Source organism: Streptomyces exfoliatus, assembly GCF_000725545.1.
Classification (GTDB): domain Bacteria; phylum Actinomycetota; class Actinomycetes; order Streptomycetales; family Streptomycetaceae; genus Streptomyces; species Streptomyces exfoliatus.
The window spans coordinates 148,597-169,605 of the sequence record NZ_JNZP01000017.1; the positions used below are offsets into that span (position 1 = coordinate 148,597).

The window sequence follows — 21,009 nt, forward strand, 5'->3', positions numbered from 1 at the left end:
GCGATGACCAAGCAGACCGTTCTCGGCCGCGTGACCCAGCTGGCGAAGGCCAACATCAACGCGCTGCTGGACCAGGCGGAGGATCCGCAGAAGATGCTGGACCAGCTGATCCGCGACTACTCGAACAACATCGCGGAGGCGGAGGAGGCGGTGGCCTCGACCATCGGCAATCTCCGGCTGATGGAGCAGGACCATCAGGAGGACGTGACGGCGGCGAAGGAGTGGGGCGGCAAGGCGCTCGCCGCCAGCCGGAAGGCCGACGAGCTGCGGGGCGGCGGGCGGACGGCGGAGGCGGACCGCTTCGACAACCTGGCGAAGGTGGCGCTGGGCCGCCAGCTCCAGTCGGAGAAGGAGGCGAGGACGGCGGAGCCGACGATCGCCGCGCAGACCGAGGTGGTGTCGAAGCTCAGGACGGGCCTGGACCAGATGAAGGCCAAGCTCGGCGAGTTGCAGGCGAAGCGCGACGAGCTGGTGGCCCGCGCCCGGTCGGCCCAGGCTCAGAACACGATGATGGACGCGGTGAAGAGCATCGACCTCCTCGACCCGACCAGCGAGCTGAGCCGCTTCGAGGACAAGGTGCGCCGGGAGGAGGCGCGGGCGATGGGCAAGCAGGAGCTCGCCGCCTCTTCGCTGGACGCCCAGTTCGAGCAGCTGGACGCGCTGGGCGACAGCGCCGAGATCGAGGCCCGGCTGGCCGCGCTCAAGGGCTGATCGGTACGTGGCTGCGCCGTGCGGCCGGCCGGGTGCGGCGGCGGTCAGAACATGCTGAGGAGTTGTTCCACGGTGGGTTCCCCCGCGCCTTCGCCGTCCGGCAGGGCCAGTTCGAACCAGACGGTCTTGCCGCGCGGGGTGCGCCGCGAGCCCCAGGAGGAGCTGAGCAGTCCCACCAGCTGGAGGCCGCGCCCGCCCTCGTCGGTGTCCTTGGCGCGGCGGCGCCGCGGCTGGACCAGACCGGCGTCCCAGACCTCGCAGACGAGGGTGCGGTCGCGGAGCAGCCGCAGCCGGATCTCTCCCTCGCCGTAGCGCAGCGCGTTGGTGACGAGCTCGCTGACGAGGAGTTCGACGGTGTCGACGAGGGGTTCGAGGTCCCAGGCCTTGAGCTGGGTGCGGGCGAGTTCCCGCGCCCTGCCGACCGACCGGGGTTCCCTGGGGAGCCGCCAGTCGCCGACCGCCTCGGTGGGCAGGCCCTGGATCCTGGCCATGAGGAGGGCGATGTCGTCCTCGCCGTGTCCGGTCTCCAAGGTGTTGAGGACCCGGTCGCAGACGTCCTCCAGGGGGCGGGCGGGGTCGGTGAGGGCGCGCCGGAAGGCGCTCAGGCCCTCGTCGAGGGGGTGGTCGCGGGATTCGACGAGCCCGTCGGTGTAGAGGGCGAGGAGGGCGCCTTCCGGCAGTTCGACCTCGACCTCCTCGAAGGGCTCGCCGCCGACGCCGAGCGGCATCCCGGGGGGTACGTCGAGCAGCCTGGCCGCCTCGCCGGGTTCGACGAGCACCGGCGGGAGGTGCCCGGCGTTGGCGAAGGTGCAGCGGCGGGTGACCGGGTCGTAGACGGCGTAGACGCAGGTGGCGAGGTAGACCTCGGAGAGTTCGGGGCCGCGGGACTTGTGGGTGCGGGACTGCTGGGCGCCGATGGGCGCGCCGAGGCCGCGGGCGATCTCGTCGAGGTGGGAGAGGACCTCGGCCGGTTCCAGGTCGAGCTGGGCGAGGGTGCGGACGGCGGTGCGGAGTTCGCCCATGGCGACGGCGGCGCGCAGGCCCCGGCCCATGACGTCCCCGATGACGAGGGCGGTGCGGTGGCCGGGGAGTTCGATGACGTCGAACCAGTCCCCGCCGACCTCGGTGGCGGTGGTACCGGGGAGGTAGCGGCAGGCGATGTCGAGCCCGGCCGCCTCGGGGTCGCCGGGCGGGAGCAGGCTGCGCTGGAGGATCAGGGCGCGCTCGTGCTCGCGGCGGTAGAGGCGCGCGTTGTCGATGCAGACGGCGGCGCGGGCGGCGAGTTCGACGGCGAGGGCCCGGTCGCGCTCCCCGAAGGGTTCGCTGCCCTTGGTGCGGGAGAACTGGACGAGGCCGACGACGATGTCGTGGGCGACCATCGGGACGACCAGGGTGGACTGGACGATGTCGCCGTCGGCGCCCGGCACGGTCCGGAGGCGGCTGGTGCGCAGGGCGCCCGCGCACGGCGAGTTGAAGGGGTAGCGGTGGACGGCGCCGACCTCGATGGGTTCGGGTCCGCAACAGCCGCGGTCCTGGTCGTGCCGTCCGTCGGTTCTGAGGGGGGTGTCGGAGACGGCGCTGGCGACGGCGACCCTGCGGAGTTCGGCGCTGCCGGCCCCGTAGCCGACGTCGTGGGAGCTTCCCCACCGGCCTGGCGGTGCCTCGTCGCCGGTCAGCAGGCCCTGGTAGAGGTCGACGGAGGCCAGGTCACAGAAGCCGGGGACGGCGACGTCGAGCAGTTCGCGGGCGGTGGCCTCCAGGTCGAGGGAGTTGCCGATGCGGGCGCCGGCCTCGTTGAGGAGGGCCAGGTTGCGGCGGGCGCTGGCCGCTTCCCTGGCCGCGTTGTGGCGGCGGGTGACGTCGATGCCGAGCCCGGCCACGCCGATGGGGCGGCCGGATCCGCTGTGCACCCGGTAGAGGTTGATGGACCAGTGGCGGCGGTCCCTGGCTCCGGGGGCGGCGCCGACGATCTCGAAGTCGGTGACGGCCTCGCCCGTCTCCAGGACGCTGCGGAGGGCGGCGGTCATCCGGTCGGCCTCGGACCGGTTGAGGTAGTCGTGGACGGTCCGGCCGCGGTGGTCCTCGGCGGAGCCGCCGAAGACGGTGGCGAAGCGGCGGTTGGCCCGCTTCACGGTGAGGTCGGTGCCGAAGAGGAGAAAGCCGAAGGGGGATTGGCCGAATATCGCCTGGGAGGCGGCGAGGTCGGTCTCGATACGGCGGAGGGCGCGGACGTCGACGACTATGCAGAGCGCGGCCCGTTCCCCGGACTGGGTCTCGCTGGGCATGACGTACATCTCGGCGATGCCGTGGGGCCGGTCGTCGCCGGGCATCCGGAAGGGGACGAGGCCTGTCCACTCCTTGCCGTCGAGGATCTCCCTGACCCGCCGGTGGCCGCGCTCGCGCAGGTCGGCGGGCATGAAGGCCTCCACGGGGTCCTTGCCCCTGGCCTCCTCGGCGGTGACCCCGAAGAGGTCCACGGCCCGTCGGCTCCACTGCTCGACGAGGCCGTCGGGCCCGATCGAGAAGGAGGCCACCCGGATGTAGTCATAGATGGAGCCGGGCGGGCTGCTCTGCCACATGACGCCGCCACTCGCCGTCTCAGGTATCTCGCTCACGCGACCGTCCCCTCCAGCTCACCGCACCGGACCGGCCATGCCCGAAGTATTCAATACAGCGGGCCCCGACGGCACGACGTTCACGATCACAGGGTGGTCTCGTTCGCCTCGTGCCGAGTGTCCGTGATCGTTGTCCCTCCCTGTTTACTCACCAGGCAGAGCCAGCTCGAACCATACGGTTTTGCCGGTCCTTCCCTTGCGGGTCCCCCAGCGTCGCGCGGAACAGGCCACGAGACCGAGGCCTCGGCCGCCTTCGTCGTCGGGTCCGGGGGCGCGTTCGGTCGGCGGATCCGGAAGCGGATCGGAAACCTCCACGAGCAGGGCGGGCGGGTGTGCCGGGTCGGCGTCGTCCAGGCGCGGGCGGACCAGCCGGACGCCGATCGGGCCGGAGGCGTACCGCAGGGAGTTGGTCACCAGCTCGCTGACCAGCAGGACGGTCACATCGCCGAGGGCCGCGTCGAGTTCCCAGGCCCGCAGGGTCTCGCGCACGGCATGGCGGGCCGTGCGCACGGCGTTCGCCTCCGCCGGGAAGTTCCACTCGGCGCGGTAGCCGTCGGTGTCGATCACACCCGATCACTTCCCCAGCCGTACGTCAGCAGGAAGGCACACGTCCTCTTTCAACGAGTCAATCAGGACATACCCGATAAATGGGGCGTGATATCGCGCTGGGCGCAGCAGCGGGCGCACGGTGGCACGAACGGCGTAGAGAGACGCCGCCGCGCGCTCCGGTGAGCCGAGAGGAGACCCCGGCCCGACGCACGCTCACGCCAGTTGGCCGGCGGCCTTGAGGTCGTCGAAGAGCAGCTGGTCGACCGGTGGGACCGAGGGGCGGTCCGCGTACGAGAACCAGGCCATCTCCTCGATCTCGGCGCTCACCGCCAACGTCCCGTGATAGTCGGCGGTGTAGCAGCTCATGCGCACCACGGCGCCGCCGGGCAGATCGGGCACCTCGGCCTCGTACGTACCGACGTGCACCGCGCTGTCCGGGTCGAGGAGCACGGTCAGCTCCTCCTTGATCTCACGGAGCAGGGTCTCCAGGTCGGTCTCCGCGCCCTCCCGCTTGCCGCCGGGGATGTAGAAGACGTCCTTCCCCCGGGGCCTGGCGCAGAGGATCCTGCCGTTCTCCACCCGCACCCACGCCACCGTGTCGATCAGAATCGTCATCACTCCGCCTTCGCCGTCCGGAACCCTCGTCAGGCAGGACCCTAGCGAGACGACCTCCGTCAGCCCTCCAGGCTTCCGATCGCCTCGGCCAGCCACTTCTTCTCCTCGGTGCCGGTGGCGCGGGCGATGCGCAGCATGCCCTGGCGGAAGAGGTCCGGTGCCTGCTCAGCCCGCACCGGCTCGCCGTCGCGGTAGAAGAAGCTCGCCGGAGTGTCGAGGAAGGCCTGCCGGCGGCGGAGGACCGCGGCCTGCTCCGCCCGGTCGGGGAGGTGCCGCAGGAACGAGAGCACCGTGAAGAAGCGCTGGCCGTCGGTGATTTCGACGTCCTTGGGGTGCCGGAGCCGGGCATGCAGGTCGGCGCGGCCCGCGTCGGTGAGGGACAGGATCCGCCGGGGTGCCGCCCCGCTGCCCGGCTCGGTGCGCTGCTCGATCAGACCCGCCTTCACCAGTCGGGTGATGGCCGGGTAGAGCGCGCCGTCACTGACTGGGCGGATGTGGCCACTGAGGCCCTGGATGCGGGCCTTCAGCTCGTAGCCGTGCAAGGGCTCCTCGTGGAGGAAACCCAGAATCGACAGCTCCAGCACGCGCCGACCGCCTTCCCGCACCTGTCCGGATGTTTGCCGGCCCCGTGCAGTCATGCTACCTCTTTTCGCTGCACCTCGATTCGAGGTACAGCGAAAAGAGGGGGCGCGCGTCATGAAGCCAGGGCCCATGAAGTCAGGGGGCGCGAAGTCCGGGGGCGTGGAGGCGACAGACCACCGGCGCACGCTGGTGTCGCTGGCGTATCCGGTCTACTTCGAACTGCTCGCGGGCGTCACGGCCGGGATCATCAACATGGTCTGGGTGGCGAGGCTCGGCGGGGCGGCCGTGGCCGCGGTGGCCGCCGCCACCAGCCTGGAGAACCTGCTGCTCGGCGTCATCCTCGTCGCCGGCTCCGGCACGACCGTCCTGGTCGCGCGGGCCAGGGGCGCGGAGGATCCGGCGGCGATGCGCTCCGCCGTGCGCGGCGGCTGGGCTCTGTGGGCGATCGTCACACCCGTCGTCGCCGTGGGCGGGTTCCTGTGCCGTGAGCCGCTCGCCCGACTCGTGCTCGGTGGCGGCGAGGACGGCTCGGCACTCCTGGCCACCGGCTACCTCTCGATCGCGCTGCCGGGAATCGCGGTGTTCTTCGCGACCAACGTCATCGACGGCATCCTCAAAGGCGCGGGCGACACCCGTACCCCGATGAGGCTCGCCCTGCTCGCCAACGGGCTGATCCTCGTACTGGATCCCCTGTTCATCCTCGGGCTGGGCCTCGGGGTCCGCGGGGCCGCGATCGCCACGGTGCTGGGCCGGACGGTCGCCCTCGTCTGCGGTCTCATGGCACTGCGCCGCGACGCCGTCCTCCGTCAGGCGGCCGGGGCGGCCCTGAACGGGGGCGGGTCGTCGAGTGCCGATGCCCGCAGGGTCGCGGCAACGGGGGTCCCCATGTCGGCCGATTTCGTCGTGCGGATGACCGGCGCACTCGCCCTGGTGGCCGTCGTCGCCCGGATCGGCGTCGCGGAAGTCGCCGCCTACGGGATCGCGACCAAGGCGATGTACGTCGCGACCATGAGCTTCTACGCGGTACGGCAGGCCGCCTCGATCCGCACCGCCCATCTCCTCGGCTCCGGACGCGACGAGCGATGGGCGATCGGACGGCAGGCACTGCTCCTCGCCGGGGCACTGGGGCTCACGGCCGCGCTGACGCTGCTCGCCGCCGGGCCGTGGATCATGCGGGCGTTCGGCGGCGAGGGCGCGGTGGCCGAGGCGGGCACGGTCTACCTGCGATGCCTGGGGCCGTACCTGGTGATGCTCGCCTGCTTCATCACGCTGGGCGGCGTGTTCGAAGGCAGCGGCGGCAGCGGCGCCCTCGCGCGGATCACCACGTGCGGGGTGGGGCTTCAACTGGCCCTCGCGTACGGCCTGTCGGGCTCGGGGCTGCCCGGCGTCTGCCTGGCCATGGCGGCGTCCATGGCGCTGCAGTGCGCGGCCGTCGCCAGGATGTACCGGCGCACGAGACCCCCGACGCATCCTGGCGCCGGGGGCCGAGCGGCTCAGAGGGCGGGGCTGCCGATGTACTCGACCGAGTAGAGCTGCTTGTGGCCGCGGTCGTCGAGACTGTCCGCGATCCTCTGCGCTTCGTCCTTCGTCGCGTACCGGCCCACCCGGTAGCGGTTGCCGTTGTCGTCCTGCCGAATGACGACCCAGACGAGGACGGGACCACTGTCGGCCATCAGGCTTCTCCCTCCGCCGGTCCGGGCACCGTCAAGGATCTCCGGGAAACCGCAATCCGCATATGCCCGAGCTTACGCCTGACCTTCACACAGCGGATACGCAATTGCACAAAGAGATACGGATCGGCCGGGAACCGACGGAGGGAGGCCGAAGGTCACACCCCGGGAGCCGTCCCCTGAGTCCCGGCGGGAGCCGCCGCGGTGGCCGCCGTGGGCACGGTCGGCACCGGCATGAGGACGGGAGCGCCCGCGCTCTGGGGGCCCTTGCGGCAGACGTCCCCGCACGTCGCGTCGAGCGAGCAGCAGAGGGAGCAGACGGGGCCGGACCGCACCGGGCAGTCGGCGATGTCGGGCAGCTCGTAGGCCGTCTCGCACTCGGCACAGAGGTGGGTCGACCGCTCGTCGACGGCCGCCGCCCCCGGGCCGTTCACCGTGTTGGGACGGGCCAGGTAGTAACGGCCCTTGGTCGCCCAGGCGATCAGGGGGCAGAGGACGACGGCGAGACCGGCCGCGATGAAGGTGGAGAAGGCCTGGGCGTACGTGCCGAAGAGGCCGAAGAACGCGAGGATCGAGACGACCGAGGCGATGACCATGGCGCCGAAGCCGGCCGGGTTCACGGCGTACAGATAGGCCCGCTTGAACTCGATGTACGGGGGGCTCCAGCCGGCCCGCTTGTTGATGACCAGGTCGGCGGCGACCGCCGCGATCCAGGCGATGCCGACGTTGGAGTAGAAGCCGAGCAGCTTGTTCAGGGCCGCGAACATGTTCATCTCCATCAGCGTCAGCGCGATGGCGAGGTTGAGGAAGATGTACCAGACGCGCCCGGGGTGCCGGTGGGTGACGCGGGAGAAGAAGTTCGACCAGGACAGCGAGCCGCTGTAGGCGTTGGTGACGTTGATCTTGACCTGGGAGACGATCACGAAGAGCGCGGCGGCGGGCAGGGCGAACGTCCCGAGCCAGGGCTTGAGGGCCTCGATCTGAGGGGCGATCGGTTCGAGGGCGTGCGTCTTGCCGACGGCCTCCAGGGCGACGAAGGCGAGGAAGGCGCCGCCGAGCTGCTTGGCGGCCCCGATCACGACCCATCCGGGTCCGGCGGCGAGCACGGCCAGGTTCCACCGGCGCTTGTTCGTCTCCGTCTTCGCGGGCATGAAGCGCAGGTAGTCGGCCTGCTCGCCGATCTGGGCGATCAGGGAGAGCGCGACGCCCGTGCCGAGGCCGAACCCGATCCACGAGAAGCCCGCCCCGGCGCCCTCCGTACCGCCGAAGGAGGCGAAGGCGCCCCAGGCGTCGGGGGCCTCGAAGGCCAGGACGACGAAGGGCAGCACCATGCCGACGATCCAGATCGGCTGGGTCCAGGCCTGGACCTTGGCCAGGGCGCCCATGCCGCGGAAGACGATCGGGATGACGATCAGGGTGGTGATCAGATAGCCGATCTCGACCGGCAGGCCCACCGCCTGGTGCATGGCCTGGGCCATGATCGAGCCTTCGAGCGCGAAGAAGATGAAGGTGAAGGAGGCGTAGATGAGGGAGGTGAGGGTCGAGCCGAAGTAGCCGAAGCCGGCGCCGCGGGTGATCAGGTCCATGTCCAGGCCGTACGTGGCGCACGCCCGGGCGATGGGTATCCCGGTGAGGAAGATGAGCGTGGCGGCCGTGAGGATCGAGGCGAGTCCGCTGCCGAAGCCGTAGGTGAAGACGATCGAGGCGCCGATCGCGAAGTCGGCGAGGTAGGCGATGCCGCCGAGGGCTGTTCCGGCCACGGTCGCGGGCGACCAGCGCCGGAAGGAGTGGGGGGCGTAGCGCAGCGAGTAGTCCTCGCGGCTCTCGTCGGCGGCCAGCTTGGCGTAGCTGCGGCGGGGACCGGGAGGCGGCGCCACCGCGCCGGGCTCCGAGGTGGGGGTGGTGACGGTGTCCGTCATGAGGGTTCCTGTCGTCCGACCGGATCGCGGGTACGGACGAGGAAATTAGGGGCCGGTCGTGACGGTCGCCGACGACGGGCGATTGCCGGCCGGTTACGCGAGTTGACACCCCGTTAACTCGCGATGACACCGCCCGGACGACGACGTTCGCTGACCGGGCGGGGGTGTGGTCACCGGGCGGGGGCGGTCACCTGAACCTCCGCCGACGGCTCCCCGCACCGGCGGTTCACCGCACGGGCAGGTGGTACGAGAGCCGGTAGCGGTCGGCGGGGACGACGACGTCCGCCGTCTCCACTGCCCGCCCCGAGGCGTAGTACGTCCGCTCCACCACCATCACCACATGCCCCGGCACCCCGCCGAGCGCCAAGAGCTCCTCGGCCAGTCCCGGCCGGGCCCCGACCTCCTCCACCACGTTGTCCACGACCACGTCGATGGCGGCCATCCGCTCGACGACCCCGCAGCCGCCCAGCGGGCCCTCCTCGGGCAGCATCACGGGCGTCCGGCCGGTGACGGCGAGCGGCTCCCAGGAGGTGGCGACCATCATGGGCTCGCCCCCGTCCCGGTAGACGTACCGCGTGCGCATCACCCGCTCCCCCGGCTCGATGCCGAGCCGCTCGGCGACCTCGGCGCTCGCCGGCTCCTGCTCGCTGCCCGACTCCCAGGTGCCGCGGGCCCCGTCAGCCGCCTGCTCCTGCCGGAAGGGGCTCGCGCCGGACGCGGGGCGGTAGCCGGAGCGGGCGATCCGGCGCGGCACCGGGCGCTCCCGCACATAGGTGCCCGAACCCGAGCGCCCCTCCACGAGCCCCTCGGCCATGAGCACCTTGCGGGCCTCCAGCGCGACGGTGTCCGACACCCCGTACTCCTCGCGGATGCGCGCCTGCGAGGGGAGGCGGGTATGCGGCGGAAGCGAGCCGTTGGCGATCTTCTCCCGCAGATCGCTCGCCACGCGCAGATAGGCGGGCTGCTCACCGAACGTCACTGGACACTCCCCTCAGGTTGACTTACAGCTACAGACTGACGACCGAGGGTCGCGATCCGCAAGCATGGGCCAAAGTTTCACTCGATGTGATGACGCATCACCGGCAAACCTTGCTACCCACGGTCACCCCCGGTAGGTGACGTTCGAACCCTTGACCCGCATTGGTCCATACCAATACGTTCCTGCCAGCACGCCCCGCACGCACCCTTCGCTCCCGCCCCTTCGCTCCCGCCCTTTCGTTCCCACCTCTCCGTACACACCCTCCGCACGCTCCCACCGCACGCGCCATCCCGCCTCGCACAGGAACGAGCCCATGCGTCCCAGAGCCATGACCAAGCTGACCTTCGCCGCGGCCACCGCCGCCGCTCTCGGCCTCCTCGCCACCCTGACCCCCACAGCGGGAGCGCATCAGTCCGCCGGGCACAGGCCCGAGCTGAAGCGCATCGGCTACTTCACCCAATGGGGCGTCTACGGACGCGACTTCCAGGTAAAGGATCTGGATACGAGTGGCACCGCCGCCAAACTCAGCCACATCAACTACGCCTTCGGCGTGATCGGCCCTGACGGCAAGTGCCTCATGGGCAACGCCCCCGGCTCCGACCCCTGGGCCGACTACGTGCGCCCCGTCGACGCCGCGGCCTCGGTGGACGGCGTCGGCGACACCGCCGACCAGCGGCTGGCCGGAAGCTTCAACGAGCTGCGCGAGCTCAAGGCGAAGAACCCCGGCCTCAAGGTCATGATCTCACTGGGCGGCTGGAGCGGCTCGGCCCACTTCTCCGACGCCGTACGCACGGACGCGGGCCGCAAGGCCCTCGTCGCCTCCTGCGTCGACACGTACATCAAGGGCGACCTGCCCGTCGACGGCACCCGCGGCGGCGCGGGAGCGGCCGCCGGCGTCTTCGACGGCATCGACCTGGACTGGGAGTGGCCGGGTTCGGACGGCGCCCCGGGCAACGTCGTCCGCCCCGAGGACAAGCCCAACTTCACCAAGCTCGTACGGGAGTTCCGCACCCAGCTCGACGCCTACGGAGGCTCACTGCCGCAGCGCAGGCACTACGAGCTCAGCGCGTACGTGCCCACCGCGCCCGCCAAGATCGACGCGGGCTTCGAAGTCCCCGCCCTCATGCGGTACTTCGACTTCGTGAACCTCCAGGGGTACGACTTCCACGTCTCCGGCGAGAAGACGACCGCCCAGCAGTCCGCGCTCTTCGCCAAGAACGACTTCAGCGTCGACCAGACCGTCAAGGCCTGGCTCCGGCGCGGCGCCCCCGCCCACAAGCTCGTGGTGGGCATGCCGTTCTACGGCCAGGGCTGGACGGGCGTCACCGGCGGCGGCGACGGCCTCGGTCAGCCGGCGACCGGCCCCGCCCCGGCGACCTGGGCGGCCGGATCCGAGGACTACAAGTTCCTGAAGAAGCTGGCCGAATCGGGGACGTACACGCTGCACCGGGGCCATCGGAACGGCCACGCCTGGCTCTTCGACGGCACCACCCTGTGGACGTACGACGACCCGGCCGTGCTGCGCACCAAGGCGTCCTACGTCCGGCAGCACGGGCTCGGCGGCGCGATGGTCTGGTCGCTCGACGGGGACACCCCGGACGGCGAGCTGATCACCGCCATCGACCGGGGCCTCACCCGGCGCTGACACCCGGCGCCGGCATCCTCGGCGCCGACGTTCCGGCGCCTGCCCTTCCCCGGCCGCCCCCGCGGCGGCCGGGCCCCTGAACCGCGGACCGGCCCCGCCGCCCGCGGTGGGCCGGGAGCGGCGGTCGGTCACGGGCCGCCGCTCCCCGGACCACCGCACAGGTCCGCACGCGACGGGGCCGGGCCTCCCGAGGGAGCCCGGCCCCGTTCACGTATCCACCCGCACGCGCGCGTACCCCGGCTCGACTCGGCTCAGGCCGTGGTGCCCTCGCCGCCGCCCTCCGGCGGGGTGTCCGTCAGGCCGAGCGCGGCCCGTGCGTCCGCGCCGTCGGGCAGGACCTCCCAGGCCGCGTCGTACGCCTCCCAGTAGGCGTCCGCGTCGGACGCCTTGGCGAGCTTGCCCCATGCCTTCGAGGCCGCGTCGAGGTCCTTGCGGAGTTCCGCGACCGGAGCCGTGGAGGCCCCGGTCCAGGAGTGCCGTCCGAGTCCCGCGCGGGCCGCGTCGATCGCGGCGAGCATCTCCCCCGCCCACGCCTTGTTGCCGGTGAAGTCCTCGTCCGGATCCTCCTCCGGCTCCCGGTACATGGCCGTCTCGATCGGGTTGACGGTCTTCAGGAAGTGCTCCTGGTCGCCGTTCAGGCTGCCGGCGTCGGAGCGCAGCGAGCCGCTGAAGGGCTCCTCCTCGGTGGCGAGGGTGCAGGTGACCAAGCGGTCGCCGAGGCGCCAGCTCTCCTTGCTCGGCAGGTAGTAGTAGAGCCAGACGTGCTCGGGGACGGCCCAGGTGTCCATGGCGTAGGCGGCGTTGAGGGGCTCGCAGCGCTCCACCGCGATCTTGTCGATCGCCTTCTCGCCGGGCCACTTGTCGAAGCCGGTGACCTTGAAGCCGCCGGTGACCTCGCCGTCGTGCGGCCGGTCGCAGTCGACGATCTCGACCTCCTCCGTGTACTCCTCCGACGTGCCGTCGTCGTTGAAGCACTGGCCGGTCCGCAGCGCGAGCGGCGACTTCGAGCGGGACGCCTCGTCCATGCCCTCCTTGAAGCCGCTCCAGACCGAGTTGAAGCCTCCGGTGACGAGGCCGACGACGAGCAGCAGACAGCTGACGGCGGAGAGGGCGATGCCCGCGATGGCCAGTCCCTTGCCCGACTGGTCCCGCTTCCGGATCTGCGGGAGGGCCAGGAGCCCGAGGACGAGGCCGAGGGGCGGCAGACAGCAGACGATGCCGGAGACGAGGGAGCCGATGGCGAGGCCGTTGGTGGTGCGCCGGGGCATGCCGTAGGGGCCGATGCCGGGCATGCCGGGGCCGCCGCCGTAGGGGCCGGCCGCGTACGGCATCCCTGGGGAGGTGTACGGGCCTGGGGCGGGCCATCCTCCCTGCTGCGGGCCCCCCTGAGGTGACGGCGGCGGCGGGGGCGGCTGGGTCGGCTCCACGGGTACGGGCTCCTGTTTCGGGGCGGGCGGCGCGAACAAACGATCGAGCGCGCATCGTACGTGGAGGGCCGGACAGGACGGTCGGGCGGGGCGGACGGAAGGGCCGCCGACAGGAAGGGGCGACAGGACTCGGCGGCGGACGGAAGGAACCGTAGGACGGTGGCGGCGGACGGAAGGAACGGGCGTGCTCGGTGGCGGCGGACGGAAGGGGCGGCCGCCCGCAGGCGACCGCCCCTCCGTCGTCAGTCACTCACCAGCGGCCTCAGAACTGCAGGCCCCAGGAGTCGATCTTGCCCGTGTCGATGGACGCGTTGTCCGTGACCCGCAGCTTCCACGTGCCGTTGGCGACCTCCGAGGAGGCGTTCACCGAGTACGCGGTGTTGATGTTGTCCGCGCTGCCGCCGGTCCCGAAGGCCTTCAGCGTGTACGCCGAGCCGTCGGGGGCGATCAGCTGGACCTGGAGGTCACCGATGTAGGTGTGGACGATGTTCACCGGCACCTGGAGGGTGGAGGGAGCGTTGCCCGCGACGCCGCTGACGGTGACCGGGGACTCGACGGTCGCGTTGTCGGCGATGGCGTAGTCACCGGTGTTCTCGAACTTCGGGCCGGTGGGCGGCGGGGTGGTGGTGCCGTCACCGACGTACAGCAGGCGGTTCGGGGAGCCGGTGCCCGGGTTGGTCACCACGTTGGGCGTGGCGGCGTTCACCAGCGCGGTGCCCACCTGGGCCGGGGTGGACGTCGGGTTGTTCCCGAGGTACAGCGCGGCCGCGCCGGCGACGTGCGGGGACGCCATCGACGTACCGGAGATCGAGTTGGTGGCGGAGTCGCCGGTGTTCCACGCCGAGGTGATGGACGAACCCGGGGCGAAGATGTCCACGACGGTGCCGTAGTTGGAGAAGCTGGAGCGGGCGTCGGAGCTGGTCGTGGAGCCGACCGTGAGCGCCTCGGTCACCCTTGCCGGGGAGTAGTTCGACGCGTTGGCGTTGCTGTTGCCGGCGGCGACGGCGTACGTGACGCCGGACGCGATGGAGTTGCGGACGGCCGCGTCGAGGGTGGAGTCGACGCCTCCGCCGAGGCTCATGTTGGCGACGGCCGGCTTGACGGCGTTCCGGGTCACCCAGTCGATGCCCGCGACGACGCCGGCGGTGGTGCCGGAGCCGTTGTTGTCGAGCACGCGGACGCCGACGATCTTGGCCTTCTTGGCGACACCGTACGCCGTGCCCGCGACGGTGCCGGCGACGTGGGTGCCGTGGCCGTTGCCGTCCTGCGCGACGTTGTCGTTGTCGACGGCGTCGAAGCCGTTGAAGGCGCGGCCGCCGAAGTCGGTGTGGGAGATGCGCACACCGGTGTCGATGATGTACGCCGTGACGCCCGAACCGGCGGTGTCCGGGTAGGTGTAGCTCTGGTTCAGCGGAAGGGCCTTCTGGTCGATCCGGTCCAGGCCCCAGGACGGCGGCGAGGGCTGCGTGGCGTCGATCGTGAAGACACGGTTCTGGACGACGGACTTGACGGCCGGGTCGGCCGCCAGCTTCCGCGCCTGCGCCTCGGAGAGCTCGACGGAGTAGCCGTTGATGGCCGAGGTGTACGTTCTCTTGATCTTCGCGCCGAACTTGGAAGCCACGGCGCGGCCCTCGGCGGTCTCGGCCTGGGCCGACTCGTCGAGGGTGACGATGTAGCTGCCCGCGATGGTGCCTTCGGCTCCGGCGTTCTCGATGACACCCTCCGCGGCGGCCGGTGAGGCGACGGCCGGGAGGGTGGAGAGGGAGCCGAGGGCGAGGGCGGCGACGGCTATGGCCGCTGCGGTGGCGACTCGGCGGCGTGAGTCACGCATCACTGACATGTGAGGGGTCCTCCTCATTGGTGGTGCGCTGCTGTGGGGGAATGGCAGGGACATGACAAGGAGGACACGAGGTGTCCGCACCGTCTCGAACATCCGGCTGCCGAGCGAAAGATTGGCGGATCCATAGGAATCGCACAAGAGTCACGCCGCAGCCGCAACAACCGCGCCACACAGCCGACATGCTGATCGTCATGGCCGCCCACCCGGGCCACCGATGCCGGGTCGAGTCGCCCACGGACGCGCTCACCTGGCGTTGTCCTCGCCGCGACGACCCGTGCGCCCCGGAATGCGCGAGTGCGCCGGTTCCCCTCCCGCCACTTGCGTCACGTGTGAATTCATTGTGGCGTTACGAAGAGCCGGCGCCGCCCTTCAGGGACCGCGGTCTCTGAAGGGGCACTCAGTCCGTCCAGTAGGTGTCGTGCTTCACGAAGAAGGCGGTGCGTTCCTCGTCCGCCATCGTCGCGACCGTCGAGACCTTCTCGAAGTACTCCTCGCGGGGCGCCCCCGGCGCGAAGAGGATCAGGAACGAGGTCGGCTCGTCGGAGTCGTTGCGGAACGCGTGCAGCCCGCCGGTCGGCACGTACAGGAAGTCGCCCTTGGTCGCGTCGATCCAGCGGTCCCCGTCGTAGAGCCGGAGGGTCCCGTCGAGGACGAAGAAGGTCTCCGAGATCCCCCGGTGGAAGTGCGTGGCGGGTCCGCCCGCCTTCGGGGTCATGTCGACGCGGTAGAGCCCGAACTCACCGCCCGTGGAGGCGGTGGTGGCCAGATAGCGCGTCTCGGTCCCGTTCTGCGCGGTGAGGTCGGCGGGCGCTCCGGCGGGCCGGAAGGAGGCGCTGATCTCACCGGTCTCGCCGTGGTAGCGAGGCTCGGGGTAGGACATGGAGAACTCCGTTGCGTCAGCTGTCGGGCCGCCTGACAGTCAATCAGGCGGTGCTGACGGGCGCCGATTCGGGCGCGTCGCACCACGGACCGGCCCCCGGGCCCCCGGCGCCGGACCGAGGGCCGGGGGCAGGGGGTCCGGGGGCAGGGGGCACGGGAGACCGAGGGCGGCCGGATGCCGAGGAACCGGCCGTGGAGTGCTCTTGCTGCGGACTAGAACTCGTCGGCGCCGTTGCGGAGCTCGTACGTCCAGTAGCCCGTCTTCGCGACGGCCTCGTCGACCGCGAGGCCGCCCGCGGGCGCCTTGACGACGATGCTGCCCTCGGCCGGGCCGCCGGCGGCGAAGAGGTTCACGTTGAACTCCCGCACCACCTTGTTGTCCTCGTGGGCGCCGCCGAGCGCGATGCGCACGTTGGCGTACGCGGGCGCGCCGGGCTTCAGGACGACCGGCGCGGCCGGCTTGCTCTTCGCGACGGCCGGGACGTCCTTGGCGGTCTGGATCGGGCCGAAGGCGATCAGCGGGTACTGGAGGAGGGTGCAGGAGCGGCTGGAGGTGTTGGTGGCGGTGAGGACGATGTGCTCGGTCGGGACCTCGTCGGCCTTCGCCGCCGTGACCTTGACGTCGCCGTAGGCGCAGGCGGGCGCCGTGGCCGACGTCTTGCCGCCGGTGGTGGAGCCGCCGGCCGTGGAGCCGGTCGTGCCGGTGCCTCCGGAGGTGGAGCCGCCGGTGGCGGTGGAGCCGCCCGTGGAACCGGAGCCGCTCTTGGCGCCGGTCTGGTCCGCCTCGCCGGCCGCGGCCGTGCCACCGCCGGTGGTGGTGCCGGTGGTGCCTGCCGCCGACTGCGAGGAGCTCGCGCTCCCCGCGTCCTTGGCGCCGGCGTCACCGCCGCCGCAGGCGGTCAGCCCGAGCGAGAGGGCGGCGAAGGCGGCGGCGGCCAGGACGGTGGACTTGTGGGTACGCATGGTGGTTCTCCCCCGTGAAGCGCGATATCCGCGGTGACCGCGGTTGGTCAATGCACGTACTCGGTGCTGTGTTCAGCTTCCCGTTCCGCGCTGCCGTCCCGCTTGCGTACCGCTAACGTTCCGCTGACAGGCGCGAGAGACGCGCCGCCGCCCGCGCCGAACCCTCGGGAAAACCGGCCGCGTCGGCCGCCACGATCGCGCGTTCCAGCTGGTCAGCGGCCTCCTCAAGGCGACCGGTGCCCGCCAGCGCCTCGCCCCGGACGATCTGCAGCTGCGCCTGGACGACGACCGCGTCCGGTGCGACGAGTTCCCCGGCGCGAATCGTGTGGGCGAGCGCGGCCTCGTAGTCCTCCGCCTTCAGGCAGTGCCCCGCGAGGTGCTGGAGGGTGAGCGCCTGGGTGGAGGGATGGTTCGTGCGGTCGGCGAGCGACACCGCGTGGACCATGAGCAGCCCGGCGCGCTCGTGCTCCCCTGTGGAGTCCAGGACGGCCGCGTAGTTGACGTAGGCGATGGCCTCGCTGACCGTGTCGCCGGCCCGGGCGGCCAGGCCGGGCGCCTTCTCCAGATGGACGAGCGCCTCGGCGTCCCGACCCTCCTCGTGCAGGATCCAGCCGAGCAGCGCGCGCACCCGCGACTGTGCGTCGAAGTCGCCCACGGCCTCGGCCGAGAGGAGCCCGGCCTCCAGGAGGGGCGTCCAGCCGTCCCCGATCCGCATGAGCATCAGCGGCCACTGCACCAGGGCGAGCCGCCAGGCCCGGTCGTGCAGGCCGAGGGCCGCCGCGGCGGCGACCGCGCCCTCCAGGGCGGGGCGCTCGGCCACGTACCAGTCGAGGGCCGCCGTCCTGTCCTCGAACTCCCGCGTGGCGGCGGGCCGCCGGGCGTCGGCGGGCAGCGAGTAGCAGGGCTGGGAGCCCGGCTCGGCGGCGGCGTCGGCGGCGAGGCCGGTGTAGAGGTAGTGGTCGAGGAGGCGGGGCAGGCCCTCGGGGTCGGCGTCCGGGGCGAGATGGCGGGCGTACAGGCGCACCAGGTCGTGCGGCGTCCAGCGGCCGGGCACCGCCTCGGTGAGCAGATGGGCGGCGGCGAGCCGGTCCAGGTCGACTGAGGCCTGCGTGGGAGACGTCCCGGCGAGCGCGCCCGCCGCGAACCGGTCCAGGTCGGAGCCGGTGTGCAGGCCGATGGCACGGAACAGCCGGGCCGCGGAGTCGGGCAGCTGCTGCACGGTGAGCCGGAGCGCCGCGGAGACGCCCCGGTCCTCGACGTCGAGCAGCAGGAGCCTGCCCTGTTCGTCGGCGAGTTCGCCGACCATCGCGTCGAGCGTCCACCCCGGCCGTTCGGCCAGGCGGGCCGCCGTCACGCGCAGCGCGAGCGGCAGTCCGTCGCAGAGCCCGGCGAGCCGGGCGGCGGCGGCCGGTTCGGCGGCGACCCGCGTCTCGCCGAGGACGGTGGTGAGCAGGGCCGCCGAATCGGCCGGCGGGAGGTGCCCGAGCGGGACCGGCCGGGCCGCGTCGGAGGCGATGAGGCCGCCGAGCCGGTCGCGGCTGGTGACGAGCGTGGTGCAGTGGTCGCCGCCGGGCAGCAGCGGCCTGACCTGCTCGGAGGAGCGGGCGTTGTCGAGGACGACGAGCAGCCGGCGGCCGGAGGTCAGCGAACGGAACAGCGCGCCGCGCGCCTCGACGGTCTCCGGGATCCGCTGCGGCGCGACGCCGAGCGCGAGCAGGAACTCACGCAGTACGGCGGCGGTCTCGGGCGCCGCGGTGTCGCTGAAGCCGCGCAGATCGGCGAAGATCCGCCCGTCGGGGTAGTCGGCGCGCCGCTCGTACGCCCAGTGCACGGCGAAGGCCGTCTTGCCGACACCGGCAGGGCCGGTGACGAGACAGACGGGACCGTCCCCGCCGAGGACCGCCCGGTCGAGCGCGGCGAGTTCGGCGCCGCGCCCGGTGAACCCGCGCGGCGCCCGCGGCAGCCCCTCGGGCGCGGGGAGCTGGGCGGCCGGGACGGCGGGGCGGGGCACGGAGACCGGTCCGGCGGAGCGGAGCAGCGTCGCGTACGCCTCGCTGAGCGTCTCGCCGGGGTCGACGCCCAGCTCCTCGGCGAGCAGCCGCCGGGTGCGGTGGTACCAGTCGATCGCGTCCGACTGGCGGCCCGAACGGCCGAGGGCCAGCATCAGCGCGGCGGCGAGGGACTCCCGCAGCGGATGGGCGACGGCCTCGGTACGGAGGACGGCGGCGGCTCTCGCGTGCTCCCCGAGTTCCCCGTACGCCTCGGCCAGCGCCTCCACCGAGCCGAGCCGCATCTCCTCCAGGCCGCCGGCCGCCGCCTCGAGGGGCCTGCTGTGCACGGTTCCGGTGAGCGCGGGCCCCTGCCAGTACGACAGTGCCTCCCGCAGCATCCGGACCGCGTCGGCGGGCCGCCGCTGCACCTGGGCGAGCCCCACGAGCTCCTCGAACCGGTGCGCGTCCACCAGCGACTCGGGCATCCGCAGCACGTACGCCGAGCCCTGGGTGGCCAGCTCGACCCCGTACGCCTCCGCCCCGTGCTCGGCGAGCAGCGCCCGCAGCCGCGAGACGTGCCCCTGGAGCACGGTCTTGGCGTGGGTGGGCGGCTCCTCCTCCCACAGCGCGTCGATCAGCTGACCGACGTTGACGGCGCTGTTGGGCCGCAGCAGAAGCATGACGAGCAGGCTGGACCGCTTGGCGGGCCCCAAGGCTACGTCCCCGTCCTCCGTCACCAGCGCGACGGAGCCGAGCAGCCGGAACTCCACCTGTCATACCTCCGGATCCCTCGCCCCCGTTTCCCCAACAGTCGAGGATACGTGGGGTGGAGGGGTCACCTGTGACGTGGAGTTCTCCGTACCGCCCGCACTGTCCGAATCACGACAGGACACCGCACGCCCCGCTCCTACAAGGGTCGGCTTGATCTGAGGTTCGCAGATGACGACCACGGACGCAGCCTGCATATTGAGGCCGGTGCCCCCCGCCTGGATCTGCGCCAGCAGTACCGCGGGCCCGGGCACCGCCGCAAAGTCGTCGACGACTTGCTGCCGTCGCACGGACGGGACTCCACCGGTGAGCGGACCGTGAACAGGCACACCGCCGGCGAGGGCCTCCCCCACCATGCCCAGCACGTCCTTGAAGTAGGAAAAGACCACGGTCTTCTGCCCGTTCTCGCCGGCCTCCCGGACGATCTCGCCGAGCCGCCCCAGCTTGGCCGACTTCTCGGGGCGCGTGTACGCGGCCCTGCGCATCGCCATGAAGTTGCCGGCGCGCACCGCCTCCCGGTAGGCCTCCTCGTCGGAGACGCTCAACTCCTCCCATTCATCGGTGCATGGGAGGGTGGGCAGCTCCGCCAGTACATCCCTCTGGTTGCGCCGTAGATAGACGGGTGCAAGGCCCTACGGAAGGCGACCGGGCCCATCGAGGCGTCCCTCTCCCTCAGAGATTCGGCAAGGCCGGGACGGAGCATCCGAATCAGGTTGCGGAACTCCCCGACCCGGTTCTCCATCGGGGTGCCGGTCATGAAGAGGGCGTGCTCACAGCGCTCCACCCACTGGGCGACCGCCTGGGCCCGCAGCGTCTTCGGGTTCTTCACCGAGTGCGCCTCGTCCACCACGAGCATCCCGACCTCGCCGCCACCCGGGGTGGGGAATCCGCGTAGCGCGTCGAAGGCGGTCACCCCGACCCCGCCCCGCCCCTTCCAGTCGGCGAACGCTTCATGGCGGTCGGGGCCATGCAGGAGCATGCACCGCAGCGTGCTGCGGGCCTCGACCTCGCGTACCCAGTTCACCAGGACGCTCGGCGGACAGACGACCATGAAGTGGCTCTGTCCCTTGGTGGCCAGATGCGTCAGCGCCGCGATCGCCTGGATGGTCTTACCGAGCCCCATCTCGTCGCCGAGCACCACTTTGCGTTGAGCGAGGACGAACCTCGCACCGAAACTCCTGGTACCCGCGCAGTGAGACGCGCAGGCCGGAATCGTCGAGGCGCTGGCGCCGTACCCGCTCGGCGAGCTCGTCGGGCAGGAACCCCTGGGCAGCGCCCACGTCCGGCGCCCGACCGGGGATCTCGGCGAGCAGGCTGTAGTACTCGGCGGAGCGCAGCTCGAAGTCGACCCAGGCAAAGGAACATCCGGAACCGTCCAGCCGCCGGTCTGGCGTCGGCCAGCAGCGGACCGAGCCGTTGCGACAGGCCTTCGGCCATGCCGACCGCCCGTCGCCCGTCTGACCCGCCTCCACCAAGAGGTTCAGGGCAATGACGAGTGCGGTGGTCCGCGGCTCCGGCCGGTCCACATCGATGCGAACGGCAACGGCCTCGTGCACGGCCTCGGACAGGCGCTGGGCGGCCGCGAGGATCTGGTCTGCGGTCCGTTGACCGATCCCGGGAATCTGCCGCAAGCGGTAGGGGCCCGCTTCGAGCACGCGGCCGACCGTCCTCAGTCCGCTCCGCTCGATGCTCTCCAAGCGCAGCCGGCCCTCAGTGACCTGCTGGAGCCGGGCAACAGGGGTGGCATCGAGCTCCCACGCCACCGCCTCATCCTGGAGCGGCTTCAGCGCCTCCTGCACCGCCTCGACGGCCCTACCGTGATCACCGCACACCACCTGAGCCGCCGCATACAACCG

The 21,009-nt window shown here is 71.7% G+C and carries 15 protein-coding genes and 1 pseudogene; 3 read left to right on the plus strand and 13 right to left on the minus strand.

Annotation, left to right across the window (positions count from 1 at the left end; translation table 11 throughout):
* Nucleotides 1–3 precede the first annotated feature (3 nt).
* Complete coding sequence (locus IO20_RS0121320) at nucleotides 4–711, plus strand: PspA/IM30 family protein (protein WP_030548640.1); 708 nt, start codon at nucleotides 4–6, stop codon at nucleotides 709–711.
* 44 nt (nucleotides 712–755) lie between these two features.
* On the opposite strand, the gene IO20_RS0121325 is transcribed toward IO20_RS0121320, so the two are convergent.
* The 4 genes from IO20_RS0121325 to IO20_RS0121340 form a co-directional block, all read right to left on the minus strand.
* Nucleotides 756–3,290: a SpoIIE family protein phosphatase gene (locus IO20_RS0121325; protein ID WP_211270404.1), complete on the minus strand. Its 2,535-nt coding sequence runs from the start codon at nucleotides 3,288–3,290 to the stop codon at nucleotides 756–758.
* Nucleotides 3,291–3,470: 180 nt separating this feature from the next.
* Entirely contained in the window at nucleotides 3,471–3,893 is a 423-nt protein-coding gene (locus tag IO20_RS0121330) for an ATP-binding protein (RefSeq protein ID WP_030548644.1), read from the minus strand.
* Nucleotides 3,894–4,088: 195 nt separating this feature from the next.
* On the minus strand, nucleotides 4,089–4,490 hold the full coding sequence (locus IO20_RS0121335) for an NUDIX hydrolase (RefSeq protein ID WP_030548646.1): 402 nt from the start codon (nucleotides 4,488–4,490) through the stop codon (nucleotides 4,089–4,091).
* 59 nt (nucleotides 4,491–4,549) lie between these two features.
* The gene (locus IO20_RS0121340; RefSeq protein ID WP_030548648.1) at nucleotides 4,550–5,074 is read right to left on the minus strand and encodes a PadR family transcriptional regulator; all 525 of its coding nucleotides are present in this window, start codon (nucleotides 5,072–5,074) and stop codon (nucleotides 4,550–4,552) included.
* 157 nt (nucleotides 5,075–5,231) lie between these two features.
* On the opposite strand from IO20_RS0121340, the gene IO20_RS0121345 reads away from it, so the two are divergent.
* Nucleotides 5,232–6,602: an MATE family efflux transporter gene (locus tag IO20_RS0121345; RefSeq protein ID WP_051874394.1), complete on the plus strand. Its 1,371-nt coding sequence runs from the start codon at nucleotides 5,232–5,234 to the stop codon at nucleotides 6,600–6,602.
* Here the strand turns inward: IO20_RS0121345 and IO20_RS0121350 are convergent.
* The 3 genes from IO20_RS0121350 to IO20_RS0121360 form a co-directional block, all read right to left on the minus strand.
* Nucleotides 6,566–6,745, minus strand: a complete 180-nt coding sequence (locus IO20_RS0121350) for an SPOR domain-containing protein (RefSeq protein ID WP_030548652.1) — start codon at nucleotides 6,743–6,745, stop codon at nucleotides 6,566–6,568. The two genes, IO20_RS0121345 and IO20_RS0121350, sit on opposite strands and share 37 nt — an antisense overlap.
* 155 nt (nucleotides 6,746–6,900) lie before the next feature.
* Complete coding sequence (locus IO20_RS0121355; protein WP_051874368.1) at nucleotides 6,901–8,661, minus strand: purine-cytosine permease family protein; 1,761 nt, start codon at nucleotides 8,659–8,661, stop codon at nucleotides 6,901–6,903.
* Nucleotides 8,662–8,887: 226 nt separating this feature from the next.
* Nucleotides 8,888–9,640: a GntR family transcriptional regulator gene (locus IO20_RS0121360; RefSeq protein ID WP_030548654.1), complete on the minus strand. Its 753-nt coding sequence runs from the start codon at nucleotides 9,638–9,640 to the stop codon at nucleotides 8,888–8,890.
* Between the two features lie 313 nt (nucleotides 9,641–9,953).
* Here IO20_RS0121360 and IO20_RS0121365 point away from each other — a divergent pair, with 313 nt between their 5' ends.
* Nucleotides 9,954–11,285: a glycoside hydrolase family 18 protein gene (locus tag IO20_RS0121365; RefSeq protein ID WP_030548656.1), complete on the plus strand. Its 1,332-nt coding sequence runs from the start codon at nucleotides 9,954–9,956 to the stop codon at nucleotides 11,283–11,285.
* 251 nt (nucleotides 11,286–11,536) lie between these two features.
* Here the strand turns inward: IO20_RS0121365 and IO20_RS0121370 are convergent, their stop codons facing one another.
* The 6 genes and pseudogenes from IO20_RS0121370 to IO20_RS36760 all read right to left on the minus strand — a co-directional run.
* Nucleotides 11,537–12,616, minus strand: coding sequence for a DUF4190 domain-containing protein (locus IO20_RS0121370; protein WP_051874369.1), 1,080 nt, complete (start codon nucleotides 12,614–12,616; stop codon nucleotides 11,537–11,539).
* A 358-nt stretch (nucleotides 12,617–12,974) separates the two neighbouring features.
* Nucleotides 12,975–14,552 (minus strand): S8 family peptidase, encoded by a 1,578-nt coding sequence (locus tag IO20_RS0121375; protein ID WP_030548660.1) that lies wholly within the window; start codon nucleotides 14,550–14,552, stop codon nucleotides 12,975–12,977.
* 397 nt (nucleotides 14,553–14,949) lie between these two features.
* A complete protein-coding gene (locus IO20_RS0121380; protein WP_030548662.1) occupies nucleotides 14,950–15,432 on the minus strand; it encodes a cupin domain-containing protein in 483 nt (160 codons plus the stop codon).
* A 212-nt stretch (nucleotides 15,433–15,644) separates the two neighbouring features.
* Complete coding sequence (locus IO20_RS0121385; RefSeq protein ID WP_030548664.1) at nucleotides 15,645–16,394, minus strand: DUF4232 domain-containing protein; 750 nt, start codon at nucleotides 16,392–16,394, stop codon at nucleotides 15,645–15,647.
* Nucleotides 16,395–16,506: 112 nt separating this feature from the next.
* Nucleotides 16,507–19,155, minus strand: a complete 2,649-nt coding sequence (locus IO20_RS0121390) for an AfsR/SARP family transcriptional regulator (protein WP_030548667.1) — start codon at nucleotides 19,153–19,155, stop codon at nucleotides 16,507–16,509.
* A gap of 141 nt (nucleotides 19,156–19,296) precedes the next feature.
* A pseudogene (locus tag IO20_RS36760) lies at nucleotides 19,297–21,006 on the minus strand (DEAD/DEAH box helicase); the annotation flags it as partial.
* Nucleotides 21,007–21,009 lie beyond the last annotated feature (3 nt).